This window comes from Pseudidiomarina tainanensis (assembly GCF_004214835.1).
Lineage (GTDB): Bacteria > Pseudomonadota > Gammaproteobacteria > Enterobacterales > Alteromonadaceae > Pseudidiomarina > Pseudidiomarina tainanensis.
In genome coordinates, this window is the sequence record NZ_PIQJ01000001.1 from 1,082,904 (window position 1) to 1,103,840 (window position 20,937).

A 20,937-nucleotide genomic window follows, 5' to 3' on the forward strand; every position below is an offset into this window, starting at 1 on the left:
GCGGTGGTTTGGGTGCGCAGTACGCATGTTGATAAGCCAAATCAACATGGCGATTGGCTAGCAGAATTAGATTCAAAAGAACGCTGCGCACAACTGCGCGAACACGCTGAGCGGCTAAAACTGATTTGTGAACGTGCGAAACAGCCCCAACTGCTGGTGAAAGGTGAAGAGATGGTTGAGATCCTTATCGGTCTCAATCTCGATCAAGAATCGCTTGTTGCCGCTTTATATAGTCCCGCATTTGAAGCGCAATTGATTGACTTAGAAGAAGCGCAACAGTGGGGCGGCAAGAGTTTGCCGATTCTGCTGGAAGCGGTTCAGCAAATGCAAACCATCAGCGCCTTACAACACTTCCAGCATGGTAAACCCAGCTTAGTTCAGATTGATAATGTGCGGCGCATGCTACTTGCTATGGTCACTGATGTGCGCGCCGTGCTCATCAAGTTGGCCGAGCGTATCTGTTTTTTACGCGAAGTGAAAACGCTGGATGAAGAAACTCGTGTTTTAGTTGCGAAAGAATGTAATGAGATTTATGCCCCGTTAGCGAATCGGCTTGGTATCGGTCAGTTAAAATGGGAGCTTGAGGATTTAGCCTTTCGCTATTTACATCCGAGCACCTATAAAACAATCGCCACACAGTTGCACGAACGACGCATTGATCGGGAAACTTACATAACTGATTTTGTGCAAAGCTTACAGCAGGCATTGGATAATGAAGGTGTGAAGGCCACTGTTTATGGGCGGCCGAAACATATTTATTCCATTTGGCGTAAGATGCAGAAGAAGCATCTTAGCTTTGAGCAACTCTATGATATCCGTGCCGTACGCATCATTACCGATTCACTCAAAGATTGTTATGCCGCTTTAGGTGTCGTCCATAGTTTATGGCGCCATATTGGGTCTGAATTTGATGATTATATTGCCACTCCTAAGGCAAATGGCTATCAGTCGATTCATACCGTTGTATTAGGCCCACAAGAAAAGCATGTCGAGATTCAAATTCGAACGCAAGCGATGCACGATGATGCGGAGCTCGGGGTAGCTGCGCATTGGATGTACAAAGAAGGTACAAGCGCTGGTAAAGGTTCAGGATTTGAAGAGAAAATTGCTTGGTTGCGTAAGTTACTGGCATGGCACGATGACATGGCTGGCAATGACGGGTTAGTCGATGAAATTCGCTCGCAAGTATTTGAAGACCGAGTTTATGTTTTTACGCCGAAAGGTGAAGTGATTGATTTACCGGCTGGCGCGACACCGCTCGATTTCGCTTATTATATTCATTCGCAAGTTGGTCACCGTTGCGTGGGAGCGAAAGTAGATGGACATATTGTGCCGTTTACTTATCAATTGAAAAACGGCGAACGAGTCGAAATACTGACCCAAAAAAATGCGCAACCACGGCGTGATTGGCTTAATCCAGCAAGCGGTTATTTGCAGACCGCTCGTGCCCGTAGCAAGGTGATCACTTATTTTAAAAAGCTCGATCGCGATAAAAACTTAAAAGCCGGTAAAGAATTACTCGAGACCGAGCTCGCCAAACATAACGTTCCATTAGCGCAGGCCGAAAGCGTGTTAGAACGCTTTAATATGATGCATTTAGATGATTTGTTAGCCGCTATTGGTGCAGGTGATGTACGTCTGCAGCAGGTTGTGAATCAATTGCGACCAGAAACCGATAGTGCTGCTGAGCGCATTGAACGGTTAACTGCGCGCAAGACGAAACCCACGCGCAGTGGCAAACAAAGTGATGTCACCGTTGAGGGTATCGGCAACTTGTTAGTGCAGTTTGCCAAATGTTGTCAGCCTGTGCCTGGTGATTCAATTTTAGGATTTGTAACGCAGGGGCGCGGGGTATCGGTACATCGAACCGATTGCGAGCAACTGAAACATTTGCTTGAGCAACATCCTGAACGTGCTTTGGAAGTGAGTTGGAGCCAAGCGAAACGTGGTAATTATCGCGTTAACTTGCGTATTGATGCGGATGATCATCAAGGGTTGTTACATGACATTACGAGCGTGCTTGCTAATGAAAAGGTCAACGTGGCGCAACTTGATTCGCGTTTAGATACCAACACTCGTCAAGCTTTTGTCACCGTCGGTATTATAGTTGCTGACGCCGATGACGTGCAGCGTTTGCTGAGCCGTCTCGGTCAATTAAAAGGAATTCATAAGGTAGTAAGGGTGACACAATGACGAATTCACTGAGCCAAACAGAAAATTTCTCCGGCGTTGCTGCGTTATTGGAAGTAATGCGTCGTTTACGCGACCCTAAAAACGGTTGCCCGTGGGATTTGAAGCAATCGATGACCAGTTTAATTCCCTATACTATCGAAGAGGCTTATGAAGTTGCTGCCGCTATCACTGAAGGCAACAGTGCCGAGATTAAGGATGAACTGGGAGATTTGTTATTTCAGGTAGTGTTTTATACGCAACTGACCACAGAGCAACAGCAGTTTACTTTCGATGAAGTTGCGCAGCAAACGGCGGACAAGTTGATTCGACGCCACCCGCATGTTTTCGGTGACAGCACGACGCAAACCGATGAAGAGATAAAAGCACAGTGGGAGCAAATTAAAGCAGAGGAACGCGCTAAAAAAGGTGAGCAAGACAGTGTTTTTAACGGTATACCAGATAATTTGCCGAGTATTCTACTAGCTCTCAAGCTACAAAAACGCGCTGCCAATGTTGGCTTTGATTGGCCTACAATCCAACCGGTGCTGGCTAAAATCCGTGAAGAAATAGCCGAAGTTGAAGAGGAACTTGCACGCAGTGAACGCGATCAAACCGCGCTTGAAGCGGAGATTGGCGATGTGTTATTTGCGGTAGTGAATTTAGCCCGCCACGCACAAGTTAATCCAGAGCATGCGTTGCGGCGAACTAATCTGAAATTTAAACAACGTTTTCAAGCGATTGAACAACGTTTGCGTGAATTAAATAAACATCCAGAGGAACTGAATCTGGATGAACTTGAAAGCCATTGGCAAGCAGTGAAGGCCAAAGATTGATTGGTTGATTGAGTTGACGGGTTGGTGTCAGCAGGGGCAAATGTTACTGACAATGCGATTTTAAATTGTCGGCAAGCGATGCTTCAGGTATACTGTTTTCCCGTCTTGAAGCAAATCCCTTTTTAACCTGACGACTTAGGTTTCGCATGACAACTAATTATATTTTCGTCACCGGCGGTGTTGTATCTTCGCTGGGCAAAGGCATTGCTGCAGCTTCTTTGGCGGCAATTCTTGAAGCTCGTGGCCTGAAGGTCACGATTCTAAAACTTGATCCTTATATCAACGTCGATCCGGGCACTATGAGCCCGATTCAGCATGGCGAAGTATTCGTCACCGAAGACGGTGCTGAAACCGATCTTGACCTTGGTCACTACGAGCGTTTTATTCGTACCCGTATGACCAAGAAAAATAACTTCACTGCTGGCCGTGTATACGAAGATATTATTCGTCGCGAACGTCGCGGTGAATTCCTTGGCGCGACCATTCAGGTTATTCCACACATCACCAATGAAATTAAACGTCGTATTATTGACGGCGGTGCTGGCTATGATGTTGCGATTATTGAAATTGGTGGCACAGTGGGTGACATTGAGTCACAACCGTTTTTAGAAGCGATCCGTCAGTTAGCCACCGAAGTTGGACGTGATCATACATTGTTTATGCATCTCACCTTAGTACCATTTTTGGGTGCTGCAGGCGAGGTGAAAACTAAACCAACGCAACATTCGGTTAAAGAACTGCGTTCGATTGGTATTCAGCCGGACATTTTAGTGTGTCGCTCAGACCGCGCGTTACCGGCGAACGAACGCGCTAAGATTGCGTTGTTCACCAACGTTGAAGAAAAAGCCGTTATTGGCTTAAAAGACGTTGATAGTATCTACAAGATTCCAGCGATTTTGAAGTCGCAAGGGCTCGATGAGTTAGTTGTGCATCGGTTCCGTATGGATTGCCCAGAGGCCGATTTGTCAGAATGGGAACAAGTTCTCTATCAAGAATCTAATCCAAGTGGTGAAGTGACTATTGGTTTTGTCGGTAAATACATTGAATTACCTGATGCCTATAAGTCGGTAAATGAAGCCTTAGCTCACGCTGGTTTGAAGAATCGCTTAACCGTTAATATTCGCTATATTGATGCACAAGATGTGGAAACCAAAGGCGTTGCAAAACTAGCCGACGTTGATGCCATCATCGTGCCGGGCGGTTTCGGTGAGCGTGGTATTCTTGGCAAAATCATGGCTGCACAGTATGCTCGCGAGAACGGTATTCCGTATCTAGGTATCTGTTTGGGAATGCAAATTGCGTTAATCGAATACGCCCGTAACGTTGCCAACCTTAAAGGTGCAAATAGCACAGAGTTTGATGCGAAAGCTGAACATCCGGTTGTTGGCTTGATTACTGAGTGGATGGACGCAAAAGGTCAAAAGGAACTTCGTGATTCAAGTTCGGATCTCGGTGGTACCATGCGCCTTGGTGCGCAACCATGTAATTTGGTCAAAGGCACGAAGGCGCGTAACCTTTACGGTAAGGACGTTATTCAAGAGCGTCATCGTCACCGTTACGAAGTGAATGGCCATTATATTGAACAGTTGGAGCAGGCGGGCTTGAAAATTTCAGGTTGGTCACATGATAATCGACTTGTCGAAATTATTGAGATTCCTGAGCATCCTTGGTTTGTGGCGGCACAATTCCATCCGGAATTCACCTCAACACCACGTGACGGACATCCATTGTTCCGTGGCTTTATTGAAGCCGCAGGTATTTATCAGAAAAAGCGTCGCGCTTAAGCGTTGCGTGTATTAACAGGAGTAGGCTACTGTCATGGCAGCAATCAGTAAAATTGTAGCTCGTGAAATCATGGACTCACGCGGCAACCCAACCGTTGAAGCTGATGTCTATCTAGAAAACGGACATTGGGGCCGTGCGGCTGCGCCAAGCGGTGCATCAACTGGTTCACGTGAAGCATTAGAATTACGTGATGGCGATAAATCACGTTACTTGGGTAAGGGCGTTGAGAAGGCCGTGGCAAATATTCATGATGCTATTGCGCCAGCGCTTACTGGTGTTGATGCGACCGACCAACAGCGTGTTGACCAGATTATGCTTGATCTTGATGGCACCGAGAACAAAGAAAAGTTGGGTGCTAACGCGATTTTGGCAGTGTCATTAGCGGCTGCAAAAGCAGCGGCTAATAGCAAAGGCATGCCACTGTATGCACATATTGCTGAAATTAACGGTACGGCTGGTCAATTTAGCATGCCATTACCTATGATGAATATTCTCAATGGCGGCGAGCACGCAGATAATAACGTTGATATTCAAGAGTTTATGATTCAGCCAGTTGGCGCATCAAGCTTTAAAGAAGGCTTACGCATGGGTGCTGAAGTATTCCATGCCTTGAAAAAAGTATTGCAAGCACGCGGCTTAAGCACTGCTGTCGGTGATGAAGGTGGTTTTGCGCCGAATTTGGCAAGTAACGAAGAAGCATTAGCAGTTATCGTTGAAGCGGTTGAAAAAGCTGGATATCGCATGGGTGATGATATCACCTTGGCACTAGATTGCGCGGCATCTGAGTTCTATCGCGATGGCAAATATAATCTGGCTGGTGAAGGGAAATCTTTCGACGCTGCTGGATTTGCTGAATACCTCGACGGCTTGTGCCAGAAGTATCCAATTATCTCGATTGAAGATGGCTTAGATGAGAGTGATTGGGATGGTTGGAAAGTATTAACCGACCGTATTGGTGATCGCGTGCAGTTGGTGGGTGACGATTTGTTCGTGACCAACACAAAGATTTTGCAACGTGGTATTGAGCAAGGCATTGGTAACTCGATTTTGATTAAGTTTAATCAAATCGGTAGTTTGTCAGAGACTTTAGCTGCTATTCGCATGGCGCGTGAAGCTGGCTTTACAGCTGTGATCTCACATCGTTCAGGTGAGACTGAAGACGCAACCATTGCAGATTTGGCAGTAGGCACCGCTGCGGGTCAAATCAAGACCGGTTCGTTATGCCGCTCAGATCGTGTTGCTAAGTATAACCAGTTGCTACGCATTGAAGCCGAGCTGAATGGCCAAGCGCCATATCGTGGTCGCGCTGAAGTGAATGCGAAGCACGGCTAAGCTGAGCTGGTCACAGTTGTGACACATCAAAGTGATATTTTTCAGCAGCTCACATCTACCAACGCGGTAGGTGTGAGCTCTGCTGTTTTTGCAGAGCTGTGCATGGCGCTGTATGAGCGCGAATTGAAACAACTTGCGCAACAGCCGCAAGCTTCAATATCACTGCTACAAAGGCGCTTACAAAGTCTGCCGTATCATGTCAAAAACGCCGCTCAAGGCATGTTAGAAAGCGATGCACCGTACACACTTGATGTGCAGAATGCGAGTTGGCAAGCTCCGCAAAAACGTCAGCTGAGTATTAGTGCAACTCAACCAAGCAAACTGCAGCGTTGGCTAAGACATTCGGCACGTTTAGGCGACACTGTTCCGATTGTTGATTTGCGATTGCCACTGCAACAAGTTCGTCTCGACTCCATTGATCGTATTGACCACGAGCAACAGCGCGTGCACTGTAATATGCACGGTTGGTTTTCTTTCCAAGGGGAATGTTTAGAGCCAGACGGAGAGTTGCTGCATCTCGTTCGCCCAGATAACTCAAATTTGGCTCCAGCCTTTTGCGGTCACCAGTGGAATCACAAAGGCCGTATTGACCCGCGCACGTTGTCGCTACGTGAAGTGTTATTGGCAACCACTGTTGAATTTTAAGCGTTCCAAGCGCCCACAAAAGCAATCAAGCCGGCAATTATCACGAGAAGCAGACTGATTTTACGAAACAGCTGTTCTGATAACTTGTCACTAATGCGATGCCCCAGCCAAGCACCACCGATAGCGCCGATGAGCAGGCAAATAACAATTGGGAAGTGATCTGCTTCATAGCGACGCTGAACGCCAAACGACACAATATTTGTGAGTGCCAGAGCCCAGAAAAACACGGTGAGGGTGGCACGAAAGGCAATACGATCGAGCCCATTGCCGGTGAGAAATAAAACGACGGGTGGACCGCCTAAGGTTAATGCGCCGTTACTAAAACCAGCTAATAACCCACTAAAGCTTTGTAGAGTTGGGGTGCTCCGGTGCTTGAATTGCACCCCAAACCAAAATAATGCCGCAACACTAATTACTAGTACAGCCATGCCCATTTGCAACCAATCAAGACGAATATGGTTAAGCAGCCAGTTACCAACTAAAGTACCGATAATGCCAGTGGCTAGCAACCAACGCCATTGCTGAATGCGTACCGCATGACGAAGCATCCAAGCAAGGTAGGTTGCCATGGCAAAATTAATAATTGATAAGGTTGGTGTGATCACGCTTAAGGGCAACAGTAAGGTCAATAGAGGGACGGCAATTAAGCCTGAACCGAAGCCAGTAATACCTTGTAAACACGCGCCAACAAAAATAATCAACGTGATCAGTGTGTAATCCATAGACAAAGACGCTCTCGATTAATCGTTGGGCTTTATGATAAAGGTCGATATACTAGCAGTACTGCTGCAATTATTTATAATAACGAACAACAGCAATTGGGGACAGCTATGCGATTATTGAAACTCATCTTTATTGTCGCTTTGATTGCGCTGCAATATCGGCTGTGGTTCGGTAAAAACAGCTTACCAGATTATTGGCATTTGCAGTCAGACGTGGTGCGACAAGCTGAAACCAATACACGATTAATGCAGCGCAACCAGGTACTCGCGGCAGATATCGCTGATTTACGTGAAGGGCAGGTTGCACTTGAAGAGCGCGCTCGTAACGAACTTGGTTTAATCAAGCGGCATGAAACGTTTTTTCGCATAGTGCCTGTAAAACAACCAACCAACTAATAGACATGATGCAGAACCAGATTCGGATTGCCGCGGTGATTCCTGCTGCCGGTATTGGCAGCCGCATGGGCTTGACTGAACCCAAACAATATCTTCACATTGCCGGTAAAACCGTTCTTGAGCATAGTGTTGCTGCGGTAGCCGCTGATCCGCGGGTTGAAGCCATTTATATTGCGGTTGCGGCAAATGATACGTGGATTAAAACGTTAAACTTTACTGAGCGCTGCCCGGTGCGTTTGGTGGTGGGTGGCGCTAGTCGAGCAAGTTCAGTCTATGCCGGCGTCAGTGCTGCAAAAACGGATGGCTTTGCCTGGGTACTGGTGCACGATGCGGCGCGTCCGTGTTTGCAATCCGACGAGCTCAAAGCTGTTATTGATGCGGGCGTTACGCATGAAGATGGCGCTATTTTAGCGCTCCCCATTGCCGATACCATCAAACAAGCGCAAGCCTCAGGGCCACAGGATATCGCTCAAAGTATTCCGCGCGACAGGCTTTGGCGAGCATTAACTCCGCAAGTGTTTAACACGGTACAGCTGAGCAATGCGTTAACCAAACTTGGGGTCGACAACGCAGCCATTACCGACGAAGCGTCAGCAATTGAATTAACTGGCGGGCATCCTAAGTTAGTGGTGGGGCGGCAAACGAACATTAAAATTACGCAGCCGGGCGATGAACAGCTGGCTGCAAGCTTTATTGCTCTTATGAAACAGTAACGGCAAACAAAGGATAAAGGAGAAAGCATGCGAATCGGGCACGGCTATGATGTGCATAAATTTGGTGGCGAAGGGCCGTTAACACTCGGCGGGATTCAGGTCCCGTATGAACAAGGTTTGCTTGCGCACTCCGACGGTGATGTGATTTTGCATGCGGTGGCTGATGCACTGCTTGGTGCTGTTGCTTTAGGCGATATTGGTCAACATTTCCCCGACACCGACGCGCGATATGCCGGCGCTGACAGTGGTCAATTACTCCAACATGTATACAAACTGGTACAAGAACAAGGTTTTGAATTAGGTAACCTTGACGTTACGGTGGTTGCGCAAGCCCCTAAATTAGCAGCCCATATTCCAGCCATGCGTGAGCGTATTGCCAGCTTATTAGCTACCCCAGTAAGTCATATTAACGTCAAGGCAACCACCACCGAGAAGCTCGGCTTTGTTGGTCGCAAAGAAGGCATTGCCTGCCATGCTGTCGTACTCGTGATGCCGAGCGTTGCCCGTGACTGAAGCGTATCTCCATGGAATACCGTTGTGTCACGGCCAATTTAAAGCCTCAGCTGAGGATTTTCAGGTTACCGAACTGTTAGAGTTGCCGGTTACCGAGGCCAGTCAACAAGTTGGCGAACATCAGTGGCTATGGGTCAAGAAAACTGGCGCGAATACCGCGTTTGTGGCAGGGCAAATAGCCAAATTTGCTGGCGTTAAAGAACGCGATGTTAGCTTTTCTGGCCTAAAAGATCGTCATGCAATAACTTTTCAATGGTTCTCAGTGCAGTTGCCTGGTCAGGCACTCTTGCCGTGGAACACCCTTGAACATCCTGAATTTGAGGTTCTGCAAGCGGCGCTGCAACCCAAAAAGCTGAAAATAGGGACGCACCGCGCCAATCATTTCGTATTAAAAATCAGACAAATCGATGACGCGGCAGCATTTGAAAAGCGCTGGCAACAGATTATAGAAACTGGCGTACCGAACTATTTCGGTGCGCAACGGTTTGGGCACAACGGTCAAAATATCGAGCAAGCCAAGCGTTGGTTTGGCGGCCAGCTGAAACGCCGACTCAACCGCAATCAAATGGGGCTGTACTTATCTGCCGCCCGGTCGTTTTTGTTTAACCAAGTGGTGAGTGAACGGATTACTCAGCAGCGGTTAACACCAGAAGTTGGCGATGCCGTTATGCTCCGTGGTAGCCAATCGTTTTTCGTGGTAGAAGCGGTCGATGCAAGTTTGCTTGAGCGCTACTCGCAGGGTGATATTATGTTGACAGCACCGTTGCCAGGAAGCGACAAATGGGCGAGTTCCGGTGCCATTGCAGAATTTGAACAGGCGATTTGCCAGCAGCATCAGGACTTGATGAGTGGCTTAGTCAAGCAACGTGTTGATCATGCACGGCGCCCTCTATTACTGAAACTCCAAACGCCGCAGTTGCGCTGGTTAGCAGAGGATTGCGCCGAGCTCGAATTCACGTTACCGCGTGGCGCTTTTGCGACCAGCGTGTTACGTGAGCTCGTCCTTGAATTAAATAATGATTTGAGTAACGACCTAAATAGTGAATCAATACAAGGTAATTAAACCCATGATGAAGTTGTTAGTTAGTAACGACGATGGTGTTCATGCTCCGGGCATCGAAGCACTCTATATGCGCTTAAAAGATATTGCCCAAGTGCGCGTTATTGCACCAGACAGAAATTGTAGTGGTGCGAGTAATTCATTAACGCTACACAATCCGCTACGAATGCAACGCTTACCGAATGGCTTTTATTCGCTTAACGGTACGCCAACCGATTGCGTTCATCTCGGTACTAATTCGCCACTTGCTGATGATGTTGATTTGGTTGTATCCGGAATTAACGATGGCCCGAATATGGGCGATGACGTTCTGTATTCCGGTACTGTTGCTGCAGCGATGGAAGGGCGTTTCATGGGATTACCTGCTATTGCCGTCTCGATGGGTTCGCGTAGCGATGAGTTTTATGATACTGCCGCTTTGGTCGTTGCTAATATCGTGAACCGTATGGCTGATCAACCGTTACGCTTAGATACGATTTTAAACATTAATGTACCAGCGGTACCGTTTGAAGAGCTGAAAGGCTATAAGGTTACCCGTCTGGGGCGTCGCCACCGCGCAGAAACCATGGTCCAGAGCAAAGATCCGTTCGGCCGTGACATTTTTTGGTATGGCCCGATTGGCGGTCATCAAGATGATGCAGAAGGCACTGACTTTCATGCGGTGCGTGAAGGTTATGTTTCAATCACGCCACTGAGCTTAGATATGACCGCACGAAGTCACCAAGACACGCTTTCTAACTGGTTAACGAAAACGACAACATGATTCAGAATTTTCAAGGTATGGCGCGTAAGCTCGCTGACAAATTACGTGCTGAAGGGATTACCAATGCGGCAGTACTCGATGTGATTCAATCGACACCGCGGCATTTATTTATGCCTGAATCATTAGCGCATAAAGCATACGAGAATACTGCTTTGCCGATTGGGCAAGGGCAAACCATTTCTCAACCGTTGATGGTTGCATCAATGACTCAGTTGTTAATGCAGCATCATTGCCAAAAAGTGTTAGAAATTGGTACAGGTAGTGGTTATCAGACGGCAATTTTGGCACAGTTGGTCAATCACGTGTATTCAGTTGAGCGTATTGCTGAATTGCAATATCAAGCCAAACGTCGTTTGAAGAAGCTTGATTTACACAATGTATCCATGCGCCATGGCGATGGTTGGCAGGGCTGGGCAAGTAAAGCGCCTTTTGATGGTATTATCGTGACAGCAGCGGCAAGCTCGATGCCAATGGAATTATTACAGCAATTGACTGATGGGGGGGTTATGGTGATTCCTGTCGGTACCACAATACAACGTTTAATTGTGGTGCGCCGTTTTGGCGACGAATTTGAGCAAAAGGAATTGGGTGAAGTGAAATTTGTACCGCTCGTACCTGGAGCGACCATATGAAAATCTTTGGTTGGCTCTATGACAAAGTATTAAGTTGGTCGCAGCATCGTCGTGCGCCAACTATTCTCGCCGGCTTGAGTTTCTCAGAATCGGTTATTTTCCCAATTCCACCCGATGTTATGTTAGCCCCAATGGCGATGACACAACCGCAACGGGCTTGGCAATTTGCTTGGATTACGACCATTGCATCCGTGCTCGGTGGTATCGCCGGCTATTGGCTGGGTTATTTCTTATTTGACCCGGTGGTATTGCCACTGGTGGAGTGGGCTGGCTATGAGGATAAATTAGCACGCGTCACGGCGTGGTTTCACGCCTATGGGTTTTGGATTATTTTCATTGCTGGCTTCTCACCGTTGCCGTATAAATTATTCACGGTTACTGGAGGCATGCTTAGTGTCGCGTTTATCCCCTTTGTGATGGGGTCAGTGATTAGTCGCGGGTTACGGTTTTTCCTTGTCGCATGGTTGTTAAAAACTGGCGGTCCGAAAATGGCTGTGCACTTGCGAACTTATGTTGATCGAATTGGTTGGGGGATGGTGATTGTGGCCATCATTGCCTATGTGTGGACGCGTTAAACAGCTTAGTGTATTGGCCTTCGCGCTATTATTAGTGCTATCGGGTTGTGCCCAGCGCACCGCGCCAGCACCAGTAACGAAGTTGTACAAAGGTAAATCAATCCACGACTTCGAACCGGCTAGCTTGTCTGCCAAGACCTACACGGTCGAACCAGGGGATACGCTTTATTCAATCGCCTTTCGCGCGAACGAAGATGTGCGAACACTCGCGCAGTGGAATGACATTTCTGCGCCCTACACGATTGTCCCTGGGCAAGAATTACGGCTCGTAGCAAAGACTTCTCGAACAACGCCGACCAGACCATCTCGAACAACACAAACCGTTGCGTCAGCGCCAAAGACAGGGTATCGTGACCAACAGGTTAAACAAAATAAAAGCAAACCGTTAACAGTAAAGCAACAGGCGGTGGCAAGCCGACCGTTACCACCGCAAAAAGCCGAGCCAACACTACCAGCAAGTAAAGATATAGCATGGCAGTGGCCTTCAGGTGGTCGTGTATTGCGAGAGTTTTCTACTGCTGAAACCGGCAGTAAAGGGCTTGACCTTGCGGGAAGCCGCGGTGATCCGATTTATGCCGCAGCAGCTGGAAAAGTAGTGTATGCAGGGAATGCATTGAAAGGGTATGGTCAATTAATTATTTTGAAACATAACGATGACTATATTACTGCTTATGCCCATAACCAGCAGCTGTTAGTGAAAGAACAACAATGGGTTAACAAAGGCGATGAAATCGCCGCCATGGGGGATACCGATGCAGAGCGTGTGAAATTGCATTTTCAAGTGCGGTTTCGTGGCAAATCGGTTAACCCACGGCATTATTTGCCTCGGGGGACACAGTGAGTCGAGATCAGGAAGACATAGACGAAGTTGATGAGCAAGAACTGCTATCAATGGAGCAATCCGCGTCCGAAGATAGTGATGAGGCGTTTGAAGAAATTCTCGCTAATCGCGTCAATTATCAAAAGAAGATGGACGCGACTCAGCTGTATTTGAGCGAAATTGGTTACTCACCACTTTTGAGTGCCGAAGAAGAAGTACATTTTTCGCGACTCGCTCGTAAAGGCGATGCTAAAGCACGTGCACGGATGATCGAGAGTAATTTACGTCTTGTCGTGAAGATTGCTCGTCGTTATACCAATCGTGGCTTGGCGTTACTTGATTTAGTGGAAGAGGGTAACCTTGGCCTAATTCGCGCCGTTGAAAAATTCGATCCAGAGCGCGGATTTCGCTTCTCGACTTATGCGACTTGGTGGATTCGTCAAACCATTGAACGCGCCATAATGAATCAAACGCGCACGATTCGATTACCGATTCATGTGGTCAAAGAGTTAAACAGCTATTTACGTGCCGCGCGCGAACTCGCGCATACCCTCGATCATGAACCAACCGCTGAAGATATAGCTGAAAAGTTAGATGTTTCTGTTGCTGACGTGAGCCGGATGCTAAGGCTGAATGAGCGTGTCACGTCGGTAGACACGCCAATGGGTGGCAGCGATAACGACAAAGCTCTAGTAGACATGCTAACGGACGATAGTGATTATGGTCCGGAAGGTGACATGCAAGAAGAAGACGTGCGTGATCACATCATGACTTGGCTAGAAAATCTCAATGAAAAACAGCGTGAAGTTCTAGCGCGTCGATTCGGCTTGTTGGGTTACGAACCAGCCACACTTGAGGATGTTGGCCGTGAAATTGGGTTAACTCGAGAGCGGGTTCGCCAGATACAAGTTGAAGCGCTGCGTCGTTTACGAGATATGCTCAGACAGCAAGGGCTGAGCCTTGATTCTTTATTTCACCGGGATTAATCCGTTGTATTGAACAAAATGCGACACCAACTTATTTGTTGGTGCGCACTTTTTGTTGCCATTGTGCCAACCACGTCAACGCTTCTATCGGTGTCAGTTGGTTCACATCTAAATCTGCTAAAGCTTGTTCTAATGCACTCGGTTGCGCTTCAAATAAAGGCGTTTGAACCGGTTCAGCTACCTTACTTGAATCTGCTTTCGTGACAATGCCATGATGGTCATGCTCAAGTTGACGCAGGTATTGCTTGGCTTGCTGCAATACTGAGCTCGGTAGCCCGGCAAGTTGTGCCACTTGCACACCAAAGCTTCGGCTGGCAGCACCAGTTTTTACTTTATGCTGAAAAGCTATAGTGTCGCCGTGCTCCGTAGCTTCAACGTGAACATTTAGCGCACCATGATGCTCGCCGATGGTTTGTGTCAACTCAAAATAGTGGGTGGCAAATAACGTGAGTGCGCGGTTTTTATCTAATAGAGCTTCAGCGCAGGCCCAGGCGAGGGCTAAGCCATCATAGGTTGATGTACCGCGACCAATTTCGTCCATTAATACCAGACTCTGTTCAGTCGCATTATGCAAAATATTCGCCGCTTCCGTCATTTCAACCATAAAGGTTGAACGGCCCGAGGCAAGATCATCAGAAGCACCGATACGCGTAAAAATGCGGTCAATTGGACCAAATATCGCTTTGCTCGCTGGTACGAAACTGCCGCAGTGCGCCATAATCGTAAGCAGTGCAGCTTGGCGCATGTAGGTGGATTTACCACCCATGTTGGGGCCGGTAATCAGCAGTAAGCGTTGCTGCGGTGTCAAACTCATGTCGTTGGCAATAAACGGCTCTTGCTGCAAGCGTTCAATGACTGGGTGCCGTGCTTCACTGAGCTCAATCAGGATGTGTTCAACTAATTCAGGGCGCTGATACTGATAGGTAATGGCCTGTTCAGCAAAGCTACGGAGCACGTCCAACTCAGCTAAAGCCGTGGCTGTGCGCTGTAACGCCGGGAGTTGTTCAGCAATTTGCTCAATTAAATTGTCATACAACCATTTTTCACGCGCCAGCGCTCGACTCTGACTTTGTAGCACCTTATCCTCGTAAGTCTTTAACTCAGGAATAATGTAGCGTTCAGCATTTTTTAAAGTTTGTCGACGCTGATAGTCAGCTGGGATCTGAGCGCTTGCCGCTCGGCTTGCTTCCAGATAGTAACCGTGAACTTTGTTATAGCCGATTTTAAGCGTCATGATGCCGGTACGTTGCCGTTCACGTGCTTCAATTTGCTGTAGAAAATCAGTTGCGCCAGCAGCAAGCTGTCGTTGCTCATCGAGCTCGTCGTCAAAGCCATCACAAATAACGCCGCCATCACGAATCAACATGGGCGGTTGCTCAACAATCGCTTGCTCGAGCAAGTCAGCAAGCTCTGGAAAGGTCGCAATCGATTCTTGCCATGGCGCTAAATCCGAGTGTTCAGTAAGCTGTTGAAGCGTAGGAAGCGTTTGTAGTGCGAGACGCAATCGTGCGAGATCGCGCGGGCGAGCGCTGCGCAAACCAATGCGCGTGAGAATGCGTTCGATATCGCCAATATGACGCAGTTGCTGGTGCAATTCGCTGTAATCAAGTTGTTGTAGGGCGCTCACTGCGCTGTAGCGTTGATTCAATTGTTGCTGATTGCGTAACGGGCGCTGTAACCAACGTTGCAACAAACGGCTCCCCATTGCTGTGCTGGTGCTATCAAGAACATTGAGTAATGCGGTTTTCTGGCCACTTAACGAACGTACCAGCTCTAAATTTCGACGTGTTGCGGCATCGAGCATAATAGCGTCGTCGTAACGCTCGGCAATGATTGAGGTGATATGCGGGAGCGCTGCCCGCTGCGTCGTTTTAACGTAGTTTAAGATAGCGCCAGCTGCACCGATGGCGCTGTGCAAGTGATTAATGCCAAAACCATCAAGATGGGCAACTTGAAACTGTCGTAACAACAGTTGTTTAGCACTCGCCTGGTCAAATTCCCATTCCGGACGACGTCGACAACAACTGCAATTCAACTCCTTTTCGCTAAATTGCCACATTTCGGGATACAACACTTCGGCCGGTTGTAAACGTTCAAGTTCGGCACGTAATTGTTCACGACCGTTGGCCTCGAGCACACTAAAACGACCACTAGCCATATCCAAGCAGGCAATACCGAAGTTGTCACCTGGATTAACGGCAACTAACAAATTTTCTTGCGCTGCGGGCAGTAACGCTTCATCGGTGAGTGTACCTGGCGTTAGGATGCGCACGACTTGCCGTTCTACTGGGCCCTTACTGGTCGCCGGATCGCCAATTTGCTCGCAAATGGCGACCGACTCACCGAGCTCGAGTAAACGCGCCAAGTAGTTTTCGGCGGCGTGATAGGGCACTCCAGCCATGGGAATCGGTTGACCATTGCTACTGCCCCGTGCGGTGAGTGAAATATCGAGCAATTCTGCTGCACGTTTGGCATCATCATAGAATAGTTCGTAAAAGTCCCCCATACGATAGAATAACAAGGTGTCAGCATGTTCTGCTTTAATACGCAGATATTGCTGCATCATGGGCGTATGAGTTGAAATTTTTTGTGAGTTATTTTGTGCGTTCGACATGCCTGTTATTATCCGTATAGAGTCGATATACCGCGTATAAAGGAATAGTCAGATGGTATCACAAACACGTCATGATTTAGCAGTAGATTTAGGCAAGTGGTTGCAACAACGGCAGTGGCAAATCGTTACTGCTGAGTCCTGCACTGGTGGTGGAATCGGTTATGCTATCAGCTCGATTCCAGGAAGCTCAGCGTGGTTTGCTGGTGGCTTTATTACCTATACCAATACGTTAAAACACGAATTACTTAATGTGCCTACTGTTACTTTGGCTCGCTACGGTGCGGTTTCCAGTGAAACAGCGGCGGCTATGGCAACTGGCGCATTAGCAAATAGTGGTGCGGACGTTGCTATTGCGGTAACCGGTATTGCTGGGCCAGATGGCGGAACGCCGGATAAACCGGTCGGTTTAGTTTGGTTTGGTTTAGCTTGGGAAAACCACTGTATAACTTGGCACGAAGTGTTTGAAGGGAGTCGAACACAAGTTCGCAAGGCCACAATTCACGCGGCTTTACGAAGTTTTGAAAAAATTACTTGATACTGTATAAATTTACAGTACACTTAGTTACAACATGACCAACAGAACGGACATTAACATGAGCAACGATAAACAAAAAGCACTCGACGCCGCATTAGGGCAAATTGAACGTCAATTCGGTAAAGGTTCCATCATGCGCTTAGGTGATAACCAAGCAATGGACATCGAGTCAGTTTCAACCGGTTCATTAACATTGGATATCGCCCTTGGTATTGGCGGTCTGCCATTTGGCCGTGTCGTTGAGATTTACGGTCCTGAATCTAGCGGTAAAACCACGCTAACTTTACAAGTCATTGCTGAAGCGCAGAAGAAGGGTAAAACTTGTGCGTTCGTTGATGCTGAGCATGCACTTGACCCAATCTATGCGGAAAAGCTCGGTGTTAACGTTGATGAATTGCTTGTGTCACAGCCTGACACCGGTGAACAAGCGCTTGAGATTTGTGACATGTTAGTGCGTTCAGGTGCTGTTGATGTTGTTGTTGTCGACTCTGTTGCGGCATTAACACCTCGAGCTGAAATTGAAGGTGAAATGGGTGATAGTCACGTTGGCCTTCAGGCGCGTCTGATGTCGCAAGCATTGCGTAAATTGACTGCAAATATCAAAAAATCAAACAGCATGTGTATTTTCATTAACCAAATTCGTATGAAGATTGGTGTGATGTTTGGTAACCCAGAAACTACCACTGGTGGTAACGCGCTTAAATTCTACTCGTCAGTACGTTTGGATATTCGTCGTACTGGTGCAGTGAAAGAAGGCGACGAGGTAGTTGGTAATGAGACGCGCGTGAAAGTTGTGAAGAACAAAGTTGCACCGCCATTCAAGCAAGCTGAATTCCAAATTATGTATGGCGCTGGCATTTCAAAAGAGGGCGAGTTGATTGATCTTGGCGTGAAGCAGAAGATCATTGACAAAGCTGGCGCATGGTATAGCTACAAAGGTGACAAGATTGGCCAAGGTAAAGCGAATGCCATGAAGTTTATGATAGAAAATCCAGCTGTTGCAGCTGATATTGAACAGCAGATCCGCGAGCAATTATTAGCGAAGCCGGTAAAAGGTAGTAAGTCGGCAGCGGCGGAAGTTGCTGATGAGAAAGATGATGTTATGATGGACGACGATCTCATCTAATTCTCTTTTTCAGGACAATGTCACCATGAGTCAGTATGTTCAAGTCGCATTAGCGCTTGGTTCCGGCGCAGCCCGCGGTTGGTCACACATTGGTGTGATCAAAGCCCTACAAGATATGGGCATTGAAATTAACATGGTCGCAGGCACATCAATCGGCTCCCTTGTGGGAGCCGGTTTTGCTTCTGGGCGACTAACCGAGCTTGAGGAATGGGTTCGCGATATGGGGCGTTGGCAAGTCTTTAATTTATTAGATTTTGGCTTCAGTCATGGTGGTTTAATTCAAGGCGAAAAAGTTTTCAGTCATGCCAGAGAATTATTCGGCGCCATTAATATTGAAGACATGCCAATCACCTATGGCGCTGTGGCTACCGATTTATTTACTGGTCGTGAAATTTGGCTACGTAAAGGCGATGTCTACGATGCATCTCGTGCGTCCTGTTCGATGCCAGGTTTATTAGCGCCTACGGGGGTAAAAGGGCGTTGGTTAGTCGATGGCGGTCTTGTGAATCCGGTGCCTGTTTCATTATGTCGAGCCCTTGGCTCTGACTTTGTTATTGCAGTGAATTTGAATTCACAACTTACCACAACGGCTATTGAAGCACGTAATAAGTACGTTGCCCCTGGGCATGAGCAGCTTGATAATCAACAAGCAGAGCCGCAAGCTGACGTGCATGGTCATAATACGCCAACAACGACAGAAGCGTCTGACGAGAGCACACGGCCAACCGACGAAGCCGAGCAGGGCTTCTTTAAGAGTTTTCTTTCGAGCAGCCAGCAATACTGGGATTCAATGAAAGACAAATTCAATGGACAATCCTATAAATCGCCAGGCATGTTAGGTGTGATGGCAGGCTCGATCGATATTATGCAGGAACGTATTACGAAAGCGCGCTTAGCCGGTGATCCCCCAGATATCTTAATTCAGCCGAAGCTTGGTCATATTAGTCTTATGGAATTTGAGCGCGGCAATGAGGCGATTGATGTTGGTTATGAAACGACGATGCGAATGAAAGATTTCATTTTGTCCGAATTGCAACTCTTTGCTGAACGTCGCGGCGTGTAAAAGGCAAATACGATATTAGCTATTAGATATTGGATATTAGACAGAGAAAAGGCGCCTTTCGGCGCCTTTTGTTTTGGGTTTTTAGCTAATATCCAATATCTAATAGCTATTATCGCTCTCGCACTTATGAGTGAATAACTTTTTCCATTTCATCGAAAGTTTCTTGTAAGTTGCTGGTTGGCTCAGCTGTTAACAAGCTAACCACCACAACCGCTAAACTACAAACGATAAAGCCTGGAATAATTTCATAAACGACGCTGCTTAATGCTGTACCATCGGCTAATACTGGCGCATAAATCCAGAACAGTACGGTAGCGGCACCTAACACCATTCCAGCAAGTGCGCCGTGGCGGTTCATACGCTTCCAGAACAGGCTTAGTATGATAACTGGTCCGAAGGCTGCACCGAATCCTGCCCAAGCGTTAGCTACTAGGCCTAAAATGGTGTTGTTTGGATCCCATGCAAGTGCAATGGCTACTAACGAGACCACCAATACCGAAATACGACCGACAGTAACAAGCTCTCGGTCGCTCGCGTCGCGACGTAAAAAGGCCTTGTAGAAGTCCTCAGTCAACGAGCTTGATGTCACCAATAGTTGTGATGAAATGGTGCTCATAATCGCGGCCAAAATAGCGGCTAACAGGAAACCTGAAATTAGCGGATGGAATAAGAACTGCGAGAAAATAATAAAGATAGTTTCCGCGTCCTTCAGTTGCATTTTGGTTTCTGCGACGTACGCAATACCAACAAAACCGGTCACCATGGCACCGATAATTGAAACGAGCATCCAGCTAATACCAATGCGGCGAGCCGTTGGAATGTCTTTCACTGAACGAATGGCCATAAAGCGCACAATAATATGTGGCTGACCAAAGTAACCTAGACCCCACGCCAACAAAGAAATAATACCGAGAAAGGATAGCTGATTGAGCATTGGATCGGCAATCGACGCATCTCGGAAGAACTCAAGGAAGTCTGGGTTAATTGATTCCACCGTGCTTGTTACCTGTGTCATACCGCCCAAATCGAAAATTGCGACGATAGGCACGAGCACAAGTGCGACAAACATGATGCAGCCTTGCACAAAGTCAGTCATAGATACTGCGAGAAAGCCACCAAATAGGGTGTAGGCACAAACCACACCAGCAGTGACCCAAAGCCCTAAGCTGTAATCAAGGCCGAACGCTGAGCTCGCAAAAAGCTTACCACCGGCAACCAAACTGGCCGAGGTATAAAGCGTAAAGAAAATGATGATAACGACTGACGAGAACACGCGTAACACCCGCGTTTTATCATCAAACCGATTCGCGAAGTAATCCGGAATCGTAATCGAATCGTTGGCAACTTCGGTGTAAGTACGTAATCGCGGCGCTACAATCAAATAGTTTAAATAGGCGCCGATTAATAAACCAACGGCTATCCACAATTGTGAAACGCCGGAAACATAAATTGCACCGGGAAGACCCATGAGCATCCAGCCACTCATGTCCGATGCACCCGCCGAAAGTGCAGTGACACCGGGACCTAAAGCTCTTCCGCCAAGCATGTAGCCGGAAACATCATCGGTTGATTTTTTATAGGCATATAAACCAATGCCTAACATGACAATAAAATAGAGTGCTAATGAAACGAGCGTACCTGTTTCCAAAGCC

20 protein-coding genes are annotated in these 20,937 nt (G+C 47.5%); 17 read left to right on the forward strand and 3 right to left on the reverse strand.

Annotated elements, in window-relative coordinates:
* Positions 1–3: 3 nt before the first annotated feature.
* From relA to CWI82_RS05375, 5 genes are all read left to right on the forward strand, one after another.
* Positions 4–2,193: a GTP diphosphokinase gene (gene relA, locus CWI82_RS05355; RefSeq protein ID WP_130202870.1), complete on the forward strand. Its 2,190-nt coding sequence runs from the start codon at positions 4–6 to the stop codon at positions 2,191–2,193.
* Positions 2,190–3,005 carry a nucleoside triphosphate pyrophosphohydrolase gene (mazG, locus tag CWI82_RS05360; RefSeq protein WP_130202871.1) on the forward strand — a complete coding sequence of 272 codons (816 nt, stop codon included), beginning with the start codon at positions 2,190–2,192 and terminating at the stop codon, positions 3,003–3,005. The genes relA and mazG overlap by 4 nt, the downstream gene beginning before the upstream one ends.
* A 146-nt stretch (positions 3,006–3,151) precedes the next feature.
* Positions 3,152–4,789 (forward strand): CTP synthase, encoded by a 1,638-nt coding sequence (locus CWI82_RS05365; RefSeq protein WP_092855196.1) that lies wholly within the window; start codon positions 3,152–3,154, stop codon positions 4,787–4,789.
* Between the two features lie 34 nt (positions 4,790–4,823).
* On the forward strand, positions 4,824–6,122 hold the full coding sequence (gene eno / locus CWI82_RS05370; protein ID WP_130202872.1) for a phosphopyruvate hydratase: 1,299 nt from the start codon (positions 4,824–4,826) through the stop codon (positions 6,120–6,122).
* Between the two features lie 72 nt (positions 6,123–6,194).
* Positions 6,195–6,767, forward strand: a complete 573-nt coding sequence (locus CWI82_RS05375; RefSeq protein WP_165383880.1) for a hypothetical protein — start codon at positions 6,195–6,197, stop codon at positions 6,765–6,767.
* Here CWI82_RS05375 and CWI82_RS05380 read toward each other — a convergent pair.
* The gene (locus tag CWI82_RS05380) at positions 6,764–7,489 is read right to left on the reverse strand and encodes a sulfite exporter TauE/SafE family protein (RefSeq protein WP_130202873.1); all 726 of its coding nucleotides are present in this window, start codon (positions 7,487–7,489) and stop codon (positions 6,764–6,766) included. The genes CWI82_RS05375 and CWI82_RS05380 overlap by 4 nt on opposite strands.
* A gap of 108 nt (positions 7,490–7,597) precedes the next feature.
* Here CWI82_RS05380 and ftsB point away from each other — a divergent pair, with 108 nt between their 5' ends.
* From ftsB to rpoS, 9 genes are read left to right on the forward strand one after another with little or no spacing between them, the layout of a single operon-like run.
* A complete protein-coding gene (gene ftsB / locus CWI82_RS05385; RefSeq protein ID WP_092855188.1) occupies positions 7,598–7,885 on the forward strand; it encodes a cell division protein FtsB in 288 nt (95 codons plus the stop codon).
* A gap of 5 nt (positions 7,886–7,890) precedes the next feature.
* A complete protein-coding gene (gene ispD / locus CWI82_RS05390; RefSeq protein ID WP_092855186.1) occupies positions 7,891–8,598 on the forward strand; it encodes a 2-C-methyl-D-erythritol 4-phosphate cytidylyltransferase in 708 nt (235 codons plus the stop codon).
* A 27-nt stretch (positions 8,599–8,625) separates the two neighbouring features.
* On the forward strand, positions 8,626–9,111 hold the full coding sequence (ispF, locus tag CWI82_RS05395; RefSeq protein WP_092855184.1) for a 2-C-methyl-D-erythritol 2,4-cyclodiphosphate synthase: 486 nt from the start codon (positions 8,626–8,628) through the stop codon (positions 9,109–9,111).
* Positions 9,104–10,174 carry a tRNA pseudouridine(13) synthase TruD gene (truD, locus tag CWI82_RS05400; RefSeq protein WP_165383881.1) on the forward strand — a complete coding sequence of 357 codons (1,071 nt, stop codon included), beginning with the start codon at positions 9,104–9,106 and terminating at the stop codon, positions 10,172–10,174. Before ispF ends, truD begins: the two co-directional genes overlap by 8 nt.
* A gap of 4 nt (positions 10,175–10,178) precedes the next feature.
* Positions 10,179–10,934, forward strand: a complete 756-nt coding sequence (gene surE, locus CWI82_RS05405) for a 5'/3'-nucleotidase SurE (RefSeq protein WP_092855180.1) — start codon at positions 10,179–10,181, stop codon at positions 10,932–10,934.
* On the forward strand, positions 10,931–11,566 hold the full coding sequence (locus CWI82_RS05410) for a protein-L-isoaspartate(D-aspartate) O-methyltransferase (protein ID WP_092855178.1): 636 nt from the start codon (positions 10,931–10,933) through the stop codon (positions 11,564–11,566). The genes surE and CWI82_RS05410 overlap by 4 nt, the downstream gene beginning before the upstream one ends.
* A complete protein-coding gene (locus CWI82_RS05415) occupies positions 11,563–12,141 on the forward strand; it encodes a YqaA family protein (RefSeq protein ID WP_092855176.1) in 579 nt (192 codons plus the stop codon). Before CWI82_RS05410 ends, CWI82_RS05415 begins: the two co-directional genes overlap by 4 nt.
* Positions 12,125–12,982 (forward strand): peptidoglycan DD-metalloendopeptidase family protein, encoded by an 858-nt coding sequence (locus tag CWI82_RS05420; protein ID WP_130202875.1) that lies wholly within the window; start codon positions 12,125–12,127, stop codon positions 12,980–12,982. The genes CWI82_RS05415 and CWI82_RS05420 overlap by 17 nt, the downstream gene beginning before the upstream one ends.
* The gene (gene rpoS / locus CWI82_RS05425; protein ID WP_092855172.1) at positions 12,979–13,947 is read left to right on the forward strand and encodes an RNA polymerase sigma factor RpoS; all 969 of its coding nucleotides are present in this window, start codon (positions 12,979–12,981) and stop codon (positions 13,945–13,947) included. The genes CWI82_RS05420 and rpoS overlap by 4 nt, the downstream gene beginning before the upstream one ends.
* 31 nt (positions 13,948–13,978) lie before the next feature.
* On the opposite strand, the gene mutS is transcribed toward rpoS, so the two are convergent.
* Positions 13,979–16,561, reverse strand: coding sequence for a DNA mismatch repair protein MutS (gene mutS, locus CWI82_RS05430; protein ID WP_130202876.1), 2,583 nt, complete (start codon positions 16,559–16,561; stop codon positions 13,979–13,981).
* A 52-nt stretch (positions 16,562–16,613) separates the two neighbouring features.
* Between mutS and CWI82_RS05435 the strand changes: the two genes are divergently transcribed.
* Genes CWI82_RS05435 through CWI82_RS05445 form a run of 3 tightly spaced genes read left to right on the forward strand, consistent with a single transcriptional unit; the run spans position 16,614 to position 19,285 of the window.
* Positions 16,614–17,096 (forward strand): CinA family protein, encoded by a 483-nt coding sequence (locus CWI82_RS05435; protein ID WP_092855168.1) that lies wholly within the window; start codon positions 16,614–16,616, stop codon positions 17,094–17,096.
* A 58-nt stretch (positions 17,097–17,154) separates the two neighbouring features.
* A complete protein-coding gene (gene recA / locus CWI82_RS05440) occupies positions 17,155–18,222 on the forward strand; it encodes a recombinase RecA (protein ID WP_092855165.1) in 1,068 nt (355 codons plus the stop codon).
* A 25-nt stretch (positions 18,223–18,247) separates the two neighbouring features.
* Positions 18,248–19,285, forward strand: coding sequence for a patatin-like phospholipase family protein (locus CWI82_RS05445; RefSeq protein WP_130202877.1), 1,038 nt, complete (start codon positions 18,248–18,250; stop codon positions 19,283–19,285).
* Positions 19,286–19,409: 124 nt separating this feature from the next.
* Here CWI82_RS05445 and putP read toward each other — a convergent pair whose 3' ends face one another.
* Positions 19,410–20,933, reverse strand: coding sequence for a sodium/proline symporter PutP (gene putP, locus CWI82_RS05450; protein ID WP_130202878.1), 1,524 nt, complete (start codon positions 20,931–20,933; stop codon positions 19,410–19,412).
* Positions 20,934–20,937: the final 4 nt, after the last annotated feature.